We start from the raw sequence: 10,908 nt of genomic DNA, 5'->3' as shown, positions 1-10,908 counted from the left end.
GGCGGAAAGCGGTGGTTCTTGTAACTGATCGTCGGCGAGCTCATCCTCGCCTAGTTATCCGCCAACCGTTAAGCTGCAGACAACGTGACATCGCCCTATCCACCCTTCCATCGTCCGGTGGCGGTAACGTCGAGATCGAACAGGTCGAGGACGCGGGCAGCCGTATAGGAGACGATATCTTCGATGGTCTGCGGTTTCGGATAGAAAGCCGGCACCGGCGGCATGACGATACCACCCATCTCGGTGAGCCGGAGCATATTGTGGCAATGGCCAAGATGCAGCGGCGTCTCGCGAAACAGCACGACAAGCCGACGGCGCTCCTTCAACACGACGTCGGCGGCGCGGGTGACAAGATTGCCGCCGGTTCCCATGGCTATCTCCGCCAGGCTTTTGGCAGAGCAGGGGGCAACGATCATGCCGGCCGTGCGGAAGGAGCCGCTCGCAATCGGCGCACCGATATCGCGATTGTCGTGGCAGTGGTCGGCCAGTTGCTTGACTTTTGCGACGGTCATGTCGGTTTCATGCGACATGGCGGTCATGGCTGCGCGGGAAATGACCAGATGCGTCTCGATGGATTCGGAGCGCAACATTTCGAGGATTCGGATTCCGTAGTCGAAGCCGGAGGCCCCGGTGATGGCGACGATGATGCGTTTGGGGCCGGCCATGTGATCTGTCCTCAATAGTCTTCAATATGCGCGCGCACCTTGCGCATCACGTCTTCGGGCGGCCGGCAGAATTCCGACAAGGTCCCGCGTTCGCCGTCGCCAGGTCGGGTGCAGGCAACCATGCCGATCTTGGTAATTGTCAGGTTTTCATGGACAGGGTCGCAGCGATCGGCCTTCATGCCCGGCAGGACGACCAGATCCTCGTCGCCCCGGAACCGCGCGGCAAGCGACCATTCCACCTGAGCGGGATCTTCCGGATCGATATCGTCTTCGACGACGATGACGTGCTTCAGGAGATTGATCTGTCCCATTGCGAGGATGATCGCTCGCTTGCCCTCGCCGAGACGTGGCCGGTGCATGACGATGATCGCATGCAGCCGTCCCATGCCGCCATCCGTCACCAGAACCCGGCGGACTGCAGGGATGACCCGCTTCAGCGCCTGACAGCAGACTGCCTCGATAGCGATAGCTCCAAGCAGGCAGTGCTCCGAAGCATAGCCCGGCAGGATCGCTTGATAGACGGCATCGCTGCGGTGGGTAACGCAGGTGATCCGGCCGCCTGTCCCCGGGCCGTAACTGACGTAAAAGCCGTGGAACTCCGAGACCGAGCCTTCCTCGATCAGATCGCCAGCATCAATCTCTCCCTCGAGGACGATTTCCGCGCCGGCGGGAATTTCCAGAGGCACCGTCAGGCAGCGCGTCAGCTGCAGCGGTTCGCCGAGCATCCCGCCAACGACATCGTATTCGTCGTCACCGAGGCCGAGGTACATCTGTGAACCGAGCAGCACCGCGGGATGATTGCCGATGGCGACGGCGATCGGCAGCTTCCGCCCCAGCCCCCTGGCCTTTTCCGCCAGAAGATTGAGATGATGATTCTTGGCGATCCCGACCATGATGCGCCCGCCGCCGTCGAGCCGCAGCCGTGCGATGGAGACATTGCGGCGCCCGGTTTCCGGGTCCTTGGCGACAATAACGCCGGCGGTGATATAGGCTCCGCTTTCGTGCTCGAACCAGGTCGGAACGGGCAAAAGGTGGGCAAGATCGAAGAGATCTTTATGCACGACTTCGTGCAAGGGAGCATTTTCAACCATCACCGGAGAGATCGGCGAGGCGAGCGCCTTCAGGACCATCTGTTGGAGATCCGCCTTTTCGACGCCGAGAAGTGCCGCGACCCTTTCCCTGGAGTTCATGATGTTGCCGACGACCGGCATGGTGTGGCCCATAACATTGGAAAACAATTGAGCCGGGCCACGATCCCGTAATGCGAGGACGGCGCCGATTTCGAAGCGGGTGTCGACGGGGCGCTCGACCCGGTGTAATTGGCCGGCTGCCTTCAGATATTCCAGGGCCGCGCGGAAACTCTGATCGAATGAAGGGTGGGACATTGCCATCTCCTAGTCGAAAACCGATCGGCTGATGCCGAAGGCAGATTTCACCACATTGACGATCGGCGAGAGATCGAAGACCTGCTGGCCCTCGGTCCCGATCGGAAGCATGGGCAGGATCTGCTCGACCAGCGGCCGCACGCCGTCGCCGAGCGTGTGGATCGGCAGGGCGCGCCGATGGATCGCCCAGACCGCGCAGGCCATCTCGATGGCAACCACATTCCAGGCCGGCACCAGCATCCGCACCGTTTCCGCAACGGATTGCGGCGCATTGCCGGCGACATCCTCGACACCATCGTCGAGCTGGCCGGAATAGTTCAGCATTGCGGGATGGGCCGCTTGCCGAACCGCGCCGACATTCGCGCCGGCTATGTGACCGAAATTGAGGAACTGGACGCCGCCGATTGCGCCCGGCTCGACGGCAAGGCTGGTCGGCAATCCGGTGAACCCCGGCCACTGTATCTTATGGATACGCTGACCTGACGCCTCGATCACCTTGGCGAGTGCCTGACGCAACGTGTCCATGGCAAGCGCGCAGGCCGTCGTTTCCATGTTACCATGTGAGATGAAATCGCCGGAGGCGGTGTCGATGAGCGGATTGTCGCAAGCCGCCGACAGCTCGCTTTCAAATATGCCGGTCGCGAAATCGAAAGCGGCCTCGGCCGCGCCGTGGATCTGCGGGATGCAGCGGAAACTGAGGGGGTCCTGCAGGAAGCGGGCCTCACCGGCTTGCCACAGCCGGCTCTTGGCAAGCCGCGCGCGCAGGGCGACGCCGACACGGGTCTGGCCGGCCTGTCCGCGTGCGGCATCCACTCGGGCGCCCCATGATTGAACATTGCCGCGAAAGCCTTCCATCGACATCGCGCCTGCGGCTGTCGCCGCATCGAGAAGCGCTCTTACCTCCATGATCGCAAGGCTGGCTTCCGCCAGCATCAGGCTGTTGGAATTGAGCAGCGATACGGCCTCCTTGGCTGCGAGGCTTCCGACAGGCGAGGGACCTGCGCCGCCGTTCCCGATCGCCGCATTGCCGATCAGCGGCGCTGCAAGCTGGCTCATCGCCACGATATCCGATGCACCGACGGACGATCCAAGCCGCGCGCCGGGAAGATCGTCGGTCTGCAGCCGCGCAAGCAGGCTTTCGACCAATTCGAGGCGGACGCCGGAGCGCCCGCGCGCAAACAGCGAAAGCTGGATCGCAAGCGCGGCACGGACGACCTCTGGCGGCGCATCGCGTCCAGGCGCAAGCGTCGCATGGGCCGTGATCATCAGATTGTTGTAGCGAGCAATGGCTTCGGTGCTGATGCCGAAGTCCTTCTGGCTGCCGACTCCGGTCGTAATCCCGTAAGCGGGTGTGCCGCTCTCGACCAGCCTGTCGACAATGGCGCGCGCCGCGGCGACCGTCGCGCGTCCCTGTTGTGAGAGATCGACAGTTACGCGCTGTCTCGCGATCGCTTCGACCGCCTGCAGTGTCAGCGGCGTGTCGCCAAGAGTAACCGTGGACGGTGTCGTATCATTCAACGGCATTGTGCTCCCCGTCTTCCCACTGTTCCCGATCTTGCCGGGTAACTTTATTGCGGATGTCCGATCCGGGCGATATGCTAAAATATGGACACTGGATGCGCGACGACATCGCCACGTCGGCATCGCTATGGGACGCGAACCGGATGAATATTGCCACCCTGGCTATGACGCTTGCGGTTATGCAGGAGGGCTCCGTTCGCGGCGCCGCCCGCTTGCTCCGGCGTCCGGTCTCAACTGTCGCTGCGGCTTTCGAGCGGTTCGAGGCAGCGCTTGTGCTGAAATTGGCCCTACGCATCGATGGGGTGCTGTCCTTTACATTGGCCGGCGAGACCTTTGGACGGTCGATGGCAACCTTCGTCGAGAAGCTCGGGGCCATTGCCGAAATTGCAGAGCCAAAAGTCACCGTCGGTGGCAACGAAGTGCTGATCTGGGCGGCCGGCAGCACGATCTCCATTGGCTCGCTCTCCCATTTTAACCATGTCGTCCGCGCCGGCAGTGTCCGGCGGGCGGCGCGTCTGCTGGGGATAGGCCAGCCGAACCTGTCGCGCCAAATGCTGCATCTGGAAACGGTGCTAGGCTGCCCCCTGCTGGTGAGGGCCAGCGAAGGCTGCATGCCAACGGCGCAAGGGGCAGCCCTGAACGAGGCAGGGCTTGCCCTGGTCGCCCAGGTCGCAGAACTGACAGCCCCCGCCAAGATGCGGTTCGCTCAAGAAAGCAGGACAGTCAAGCTCGGCACGATCATCCCGATCAGTCACGAAGGCCGCCTTGCCGCGCGGTTGGCAAGGCTGGTCGCCCAATGGCGGGAGGACGACGCTCGACCGGATCTTCTTGTCAGCAGCACGACGGCGGAAGATCTGCTGGAAGGGCTGAAGTCCGGACGCTTCGATGTCGTGCTCCTCGATATTGCTACCCGGCACAAGCAGTTCGAAAGTCTGGAGATTTTCGCCGCGGAACTGGTGCTGGTCGCGCCATCTGAAGTCATGGCCGCAGCCGTCCCGCTCGAGTCCATGATTGCCGATAATTTGATGGCTGTCCCCAGTATGCGAAGTGGATTGCGGCAACAGATCAGCGAGGCACTGGGGTCGCTGATGGATAACAGCGGGAACGGGGATGTCTCGTCGCTGGTCGAGGTCGACGCGCTGTCGATCATTATCCGGCTCGTCAGCGATCATGGCTATTTGTCGATCCTTCCCATGGATACGGTGCCGTCGTCAGTGCGCGAAATCAGCATCGCCCGGTTGCCGGGAAATCCGCAGGTATGGTTTCATCTGGTGTGGCGACGGACACAGGCGGCAAGAAGGATTGCAATGCAGCTTGCCGATTCCCTGGCGCGGTCGGCTTAGCGCCGTTCGAGAGCAAGAATTGCCGGATCAAGTGTCAGCTGTCGCGCCCGCATAGCGTATTGCGATGAACGTCATGAGGCTCGCGACCGCGAAGGCATTGATGTTCAACAAGGCCGTAAGCTGATCGGAGTCCCAGGGAAAGAGCGGATCTCCCATTGTCTTCCAGGAGACGACGAAGCAGGCGAGGATGAAGCAGGCAAGACCCCGCTGCCACCATTTCTCACGCCCATAAAGGGACACCAGCACCAGTGCCATGCAGGGTGCGAGGAACAGGAGGGTCCCGGACGCTTTTCCGAATATGATGGTTTCGAAGACAGTGTCGAGCGTGCCGAAGAGCGGGAGAGCGAACCGGGCGAAGAAAGAGGATCGCCCCGCGACCAAGGGGATCACGAGGAGGAATGGAATAGAGGCAAGCGTTGCGGTGGACGTCCGGACACCGCTGCCGATAAGCCACCACACATAGAGCGGGTAGAAGGGCTTGTTGGCGATAATGACCCAGGCGATCGTCACGGTAGCCTGGGTCCGCTGATCCAGCGGCTGCCTCGTCATCCGGCGGGCCTTAGCAGATAGTGGCCGACACCCCAGACATCGCCCTTGTCATGTCCGAACAGGCCTGCCGTCGCCAGAAAGAAGAGCCGCCAGCGTCGCTGCCAAAGCGCGCTATCCCATCCATAGACCTTGTCGAAGAGCGGCTGGATGCGATCGATCTCGCGGTCGAAGTTCGCGAGCCAGTCGAGGGCGGTGCGCCGGTAGTGCTGGCCGGACCACCGCCATTCCCGTTCGACCGAAAACAGATCGGCGAAACGGCGCGTCAGATCGTGGGCTGGCATGATGCCGCCGGTGAAGAAATGATGTGCAATCCAATCGGCCGGATCGTCGCGATCGAATCTATAGGAGCGATCCCTGTGGGTGAACACATGCAGGAATAGCCTGCCATCGGGTTTCATCCAGCTGTGAACGCGCTCCAGCAATGTGCGCCAATTCGACATGTGCTCGAACATCTCAACCGAGACCACATGATCAAAACGTTCGCCGGTCTCGAAATCATTCATGTCTGCGGTGACGACGGTCAGATTGGTGAGGCCGCGCCGGGCCGCGATGTTGCGAATGTATGCGCGTTGAGAGGTGGAATTGGACACGGAGGTAATACGCGAGTTCGGGAACTGCTGTGCGAGATAAAGCGACAGCGAGCCCCAACCGCAACCGAGCTCCAGAACGCTCATGCCGTCTTCGATCCCCGCATGTTTGACCGTTTCGGCAAGGGCATGGACCTCGGCTTCCGCCAGCGTCGTGTCTGTGCTCGGATAGAGGCAGCAGGAGTATTTCCGCTGCGGCCCGAGAACCAGGCTGAAGAACTTCGCCGGCACCTCGTAATGCTGCCGATTGGCCTCGTCGGTATGGATTGCTATCGGAAAGCGATCCATCGTCTCGACAAAGGCATGTTCGGCAGCTTGCGGAGTTGCGGCCAATCGACGTCTTGTGCGTCCGCAAAGGAAATCGATGCCGGCAAGCGTCATGCCGTCGGGGAGCGGTACACGTTCGGCGGTATTGATGGCAAAGGCCAGCATGTTCATGATTATTCTCCTGAAGGGCGGGATTCGCGTTTGCGGGGGCCGGGGAAGAAGGCATTGACGCGTCGTTGCAGGGCACGGAACTTGTCGCCCCGCGAGTGCAGCATGTGTTCTTCCAGCGGTGGGATGCCTGAGACATGCGCGAGCAACCAGTACATCAGCGCCGGCGCGAGGAGCGATAACAGGCCCGACATCGATGTCGAGGCGGCAAATACGGGCCAACAGCACCAGAAGAGCCATTCGAAAAAGTAGTTGGGATGGCGGGAATATCGCCACAGGCCTACTTCGCAGACTTCGGTCTTTGCTTGCGGCGTCTTACGGAAACGGGAGAGCTGCCCGTCCGATATCGTCTCGCCGACAAGTGCCGCCGCCGCGATCAACATTGCAAGAAAATCCCGCCCGCCAGGATAGGCCTCGTCGTTCGTTGCTGCGAGATAGACGGCGAATACCAAAATGAAAGCCGCCAAAGCCTGAACCTGAAGGAAGAAGAACAGCCGCCGGCCGGCGCTGTCGCCCCAGACCTTGATGAGTTTGGCATAGCGTGGATCTTCGCCGGCGCCTTTGGTCCTTTTGCCTATATGCCAGCCGAGCCGCAGCGCCCAGACAGCGACAATGACAAGGACCGTCATACGACGCCCGAACGCGCCGTTGGCGAAGAAGGCTGCCGCAATACCGCCAATGCCGACGGCGAGGGACCAGATGGTATCGATCCAGCCGCTGCGGCCGGTCATGCGCTGCACCACCCAGGATGCGGCCATGGCCAGCGACAGACCGACCGCAATGAAAACCAGAAGAAACCAATCCATCCTTCCGCCCGCGTTCATGCACATCATCACACTGATGCCCTATTTACGGTCATCGTCCTGAACTGGTTTCGCTTCATTTTGAAAAAATCTCGCTATGCGCGAAACCAGCCACCGTCTCCTTCCGTATCTGTCTTGCGAGCCAAAAGCTGAGCATTGAGAGAAGAGAGGATTTGATGGGCCATTACGATCGGAACGGAGGCGGGCGGCGCCTGACTATCGCGGTGATCGGCAGCGGTATTTCAGGGCTTTCGGCTGCGTGGCTTCTGTCGAAGCGTCACGACGTGACCGTTTTCGAAGCGAGTGATCGGCTGGGCGGTCACAGCAATACGGTGGAGTTCAAGGGCGCGGCGGGCATCATCGCCGTTGATACCGGCTTCATCGTCTACAACGAGGTCACCTATCCCAACCTGACCGCGCTGTTTCGGACGCTCGACGTGCCGACTGCGGCTTCCGACATGTCTTTTGCGGTGTCGCTCGACGGCGGTGCCTACGAATATTCCGGCGGCACCGGTCTCGGTCTCTTCGCCCAGAAGTCCAATATCATCAGTCCGCGCTTCTGGTCGATGATGCGCGATCTCGTGCGTTTTTATCGCAACGCACCGCGGGACCTGGCTGACATGGCCGACATTTCGCTCGACGACTATCTTTCACGCAACGGTTACGGTCGCGCCTTCCGTGACGATCATCTCTATCCGATGGCGGCAGCGATCTGGTCGACGCCTGCCATGCAGGTCGGCGCCTATCCGGCGGCAAATTTCGTGCGGTTCTGCTGCAATCACGGCCTGCTTGAGTTTTTGGACCGACCGGTTTGGCGCACGGTGAAGGGCGGCAGCCGCAAATATGTGACGCGGATGACCAGTCGTTTCGCCGACCGTATCCGGTTGTCGACACCGGTGAAGGCCGTGCGCCGTGGGCTGCAGGGCATCGAGCTTGAGGATGCCCATGGCTGCAGGCATGTCTTCGACGATGTCGTCATCGCCACCCATGCCGATCAGGCACTGCGCATGCTGGTCGACGCCAGCACCGAGGAAAAACGTATTCTCGGCGCCTTCCGCTATTCGCGCAACGAGGCCGTTCTGCATGGTGACATCTCGTTGATGCCGAGGCGGCGGGCCGCCTGGTCGAGCTGGAACTATGTAGCCGAAAGGCCGGGCGAGCCGAACCAGCCTTCGATCACCTACTGGATGAACAAGCTTCAGCCGTTGGGCGACGCGCCGCCGACTTTCGTGACACTCAATCCGCAGCGGGCGCCGCGGGAAGAAACCGTAGTCTGCCGCGAGGTCTACGAACACCCGGTCTTCGATCTCGATACGGATCGGGCGCAGAAGGAGATCTGGTCGCTCCAGGGCGTGCGAAACACCTGGTTCTGTGGCGCTCATTTCGGATCGGGCTTCCATGAGGATGGCCTCCAGGCTGGGCTTGCGGTTGCGGAAGACCTCGGCGGCCTGCGCCGGCCTTGGCAGGTGGCGCGGGAAAGCGGACGTATCGTGCGAAAGCCGTTTGCAAGGCCGGTGGAGCTGCCTGATGACGTGGAGGTAAGCGCATGAGGGCTGGACTTCGCTCGGCGCTTTTTCCCGGATTGGTAACGCATGCGCGATCGAAGCCGAAACAGCACAGGCTCAGTTATCGCATCTATTCACTGCTGATCGATCTGGATGAGCTCGATGAAATCGATCGGCGACTGCGTCTTTTTTCGGTCGACCGGTTCAACCTCTTTTCGTTTTATCGCAAGGATCGGGGCGACGGTTCCGGTTCCGACCTCAAGAAGCAGGTTGAGCAATGCATGCGCAAAGCCGGCATCGAGCCGGATGGCGGGCCGATTCGGCTGCTCACCATGCCGCGCCTGCTCGGTTGGGCTTTCAATCCACTCAGCGTCTTCTTCTGCTACGCGACCGATGCATCTCTCAAAGCGATCTTGTGGGAGGTGGATAATACCTTCGGCGAGCGTCACGGTTATATGATCCCGGTCGAAGCGGATGGTGCTACGGAGATTGTCCAGCAATGCGACAAGGCTTTTCATGTGTCGCCTTTCATGGATATGGACCTTCGCTATCAATTCCGGGTCTCCCCGCCGACCGATATGCTTTCGATCCGGATCGACACCTTCGATCGCGAGGGACCTGTGTTGACTGCCAGGCATCTGGCGCATCGTACCGCCCTCACGGATAGAGCGTTGCTCAAAGCGTTTTTCACCATCCCCTTCCTGACGTTCCGCGTGATCGGCGGCATCTATTGGGAAGCGCTGAAGATCTGGTCGAAAGGCATTGGCTTGCGCGGCCATCCACTTCCGCCGGAGGAACCCATTACGTTCGTCCGCCCATCACCCGCTGAAGGGAAGACACCCCATTCGAAGGTCGATGTTCATGAGCCCGTTTGACGATTTTTCCCACGCTTCACTCCGTCTGTCCGACAGCACCGACAGGCTTTGCCTTGCCGGTCGTCTTTTGTTGAAATTGTTGCGCAACGTTCGCCATGGCCATCTGAAGATCATATTGCCGTCAGGCGCCGTGATCGAAAAATACGGTGTCGAGCCGGGTCCGCAGGCTGTGATCGTGATGCGGCGTTGGCGCATGTTGCGCCGCCTTGTCATCTCCGGGGATATCGGCTTTGCGGAAAGCTATCTCGACGAGGACTGGACGACACCGGATCTGACGGCGGTCATCCGTTTCGCCGCGAAAAACACCAAGGCGCTCGCGCCGACGGTCGAAGGGAGCCCGCTGATGCGCCTCTTCAACCGCGTGAAGCATTTGCTGAATGCGAATACGAAGCACGGTAGCCGGCGCAATATCGAGGCGCATTATGATCTCGGCAACGAGTTCTACAAGGAGTGGCTTGATCCCTCGATGCTCTATTCCTCGGGGATTTTTGACGATTCGACGCGCACATTGGAAGCCGCGCAGGAGAAGAAGCTTGGGCGCATTCTGGAAAGGCTCGATCTCGATGGCAGCGAAAGCGTGCTGGAGATCGGCTGCGGCTGGGGAGCGCTTGCCGTATTCCTGGCGGGCCGGGCAAAAGCGAAGGTGACGGGTGTCACCTTGTCACCTTCGCAGCTCGCCTGGGCAAAGGAAGCAGTCGCCGGTGCCGGCAAATCGGACCAGATCGACCTGCGCCTTCAGGATTATCGTGACCTCACCGGGCAATTCGACCGCATTGTCTCGATCGAGATGTTCGAGGCGGTTGGCGAAGCGTACTGGTCGAGTTATTTCGCAACGCTCAGGCGCTGCCTAAGACCTGGCGGTCGGGTCGTGCTGCAGGTCATCTCGATCGAAGAGGAACGCTTCAAGTCCTATCGCCGCGGTTCGGATTTTATCCAGAAGTACATCTTCCCGGGCGGCTTCCTGCCCTCGGATTCAGCCTTGTCGGCTGCAGCCTTGAAGGCTGGCTTCGTGCTTACAGCGAGAGAGCATTTCGGCACATCTTATGCACGGACGCTCGCCGACTGGCGCATGCGCTTTCACGCCCATTGGCCGGCGATCGCCGCGCTCGGCTTTGACGAGCGGTTCCGGCGCCTCTGGCACTACTACCTTTGCTATTGCGAAGCAGGCTTCGAGGAGGGGAGCATCGATGTCGGACTGTATACGCTCGAACACGCATGAGGGCGGGACGTTAAAGGGAGG

10 protein-coding genes are annotated in these 10,908 nt (G+C 60.7%); 4 read left to right on the top strand and 6 right to left on the bottom strand.

Annotation, left to right across the window (positions count from 1 at the left end):
- Positions 1 to 95: 95 nt before the first annotated feature.
- The 3 genes from ACIQWP_RS29115 to ACIQWP_RS29105 are packed head-to-tail and all read right to left on the bottom strand — an operon-like array spanning position 96 to position 3,574.
- Positions 96 to 665 (bottom strand): UbiX family flavin prenyltransferase, encoded by a 570-nt coding sequence (locus ACIQWP_RS29115; RefSeq protein WP_402795211.1) that lies wholly within the window; start codon positions 663 to 665, stop codon positions 96 to 98.
- An 11-nt stretch (positions 666 to 676) separates the two neighbouring features.
- Positions 677 to 2,050: a UbiD family decarboxylase gene (locus tag ACIQWP_RS29110; RefSeq protein WP_402795208.1), complete on the bottom strand. Its 1,374-nt coding sequence runs from the start codon at positions 2,048 to 2,050 to the stop codon at positions 677 to 679.
- A 9-nt stretch (positions 2,051 to 2,059) separates the two neighbouring features.
- On the bottom strand, positions 2,060 to 3,574 hold the full coding sequence (locus ACIQWP_RS29105) for an aromatic amino acid ammonia-lyase (RefSeq protein WP_402795205.1): 1,515 nt from the start codon (positions 3,572 to 3,574) through the stop codon (positions 2,060 to 2,062).
- Between the two features lie 92 nt (positions 3,575 to 3,666).
- On the opposite strand from ACIQWP_RS29105, the gene ACIQWP_RS29100 reads away from it, so the two are divergent.
- Positions 3,667 to 4,914 (top strand): LysR family transcriptional regulator, encoded by a 1,248-nt coding sequence (locus ACIQWP_RS29100; protein ID WP_402795202.1) that lies wholly within the window; start codon positions 3,667 to 3,669, stop codon positions 4,912 to 4,914.
- Between the two features lie 27 nt (positions 4,915 to 4,941).
- Here the strand turns inward: ACIQWP_RS29100 and ACIQWP_RS29095 are convergent, their stop codons facing one another.
- Genes ACIQWP_RS29095 through ACIQWP_RS29085 form a run of 3 tightly spaced genes read right to left on the bottom strand, consistent with a single transcriptional unit; the run spans position 4,942 to position 7,291 of the window.
- Complete coding sequence (locus ACIQWP_RS29095; protein WP_402795200.1) at positions 4,942 to 5,463, bottom strand: hypothetical protein; 522 nt, start codon at positions 5,461 to 5,463, stop codon at positions 4,942 to 4,944.
- Positions 5,460 to 6,488 carry an SAM-dependent methyltransferase gene (locus ACIQWP_RS29090; protein ID WP_402795199.1) on the bottom strand — a complete coding sequence of 343 codons (1,029 nt, stop codon included), beginning with the start codon at positions 6,486 to 6,488 and terminating at the stop codon, positions 5,460 to 5,462. The genes ACIQWP_RS29095 and ACIQWP_RS29090 overlap by 4 nt, the downstream gene beginning before the upstream one ends.
- A 2-nt stretch (positions 6,489 to 6,490) precedes the next feature.
- Positions 6,491 to 7,291 (bottom strand): DUF1295 domain-containing protein, encoded by an 801-nt coding sequence (locus ACIQWP_RS29085; protein WP_402795197.1) that lies wholly within the window; start codon positions 7,289 to 7,291, stop codon positions 6,491 to 6,493.
- Between the two features lie 173 nt (positions 7,292 to 7,464).
- On the opposite strand from ACIQWP_RS29085, the gene ACIQWP_RS29080 reads away from it, so the two are divergent.
- From ACIQWP_RS29080 to ACIQWP_RS29070, 3 genes are read left to right on the top strand one after another with little or no spacing between them, the layout of a single operon-like run.
- Positions 7,465 to 8,838 (top strand): NAD(P)/FAD-dependent oxidoreductase, encoded by a 1,374-nt coding sequence (locus ACIQWP_RS29080; protein ID WP_402795195.1) that lies wholly within the window; start codon positions 7,465 to 7,467, stop codon positions 8,836 to 8,838.
- Complete coding sequence (locus ACIQWP_RS29075; protein ID WP_402795192.1) at positions 8,835 to 9,668, top strand: DUF1365 domain-containing protein; 834 nt, start codon at positions 8,835 to 8,837, stop codon at positions 9,666 to 9,668. Before ACIQWP_RS29080 ends, ACIQWP_RS29075 begins: the two co-directional genes overlap by 4 nt.
- Positions 9,655 to 10,887: a class I SAM-dependent methyltransferase gene (locus tag ACIQWP_RS29070; protein WP_402795190.1), complete on the top strand. Its 1,233-nt coding sequence runs from the start codon at positions 9,655 to 9,657 to the stop codon at positions 10,885 to 10,887. Before ACIQWP_RS29075 ends, ACIQWP_RS29070 begins: the two co-directional genes overlap by 14 nt.
- Positions 10,888 to 10,908: the final 21 nt, after the last annotated feature.

Source organism: Rhizobium sp. NPDC090279, from assembly GCF_044769665.1.
GTDB lineage: Bacteria > Pseudomonadota > Alphaproteobacteria > Rhizobiales > Rhizobiaceae > Rhizobium.
Note: the sequence above shows the minus strand (reverse complement) of the source record. Positions and strands in the feature narration are given on the sequence as shown.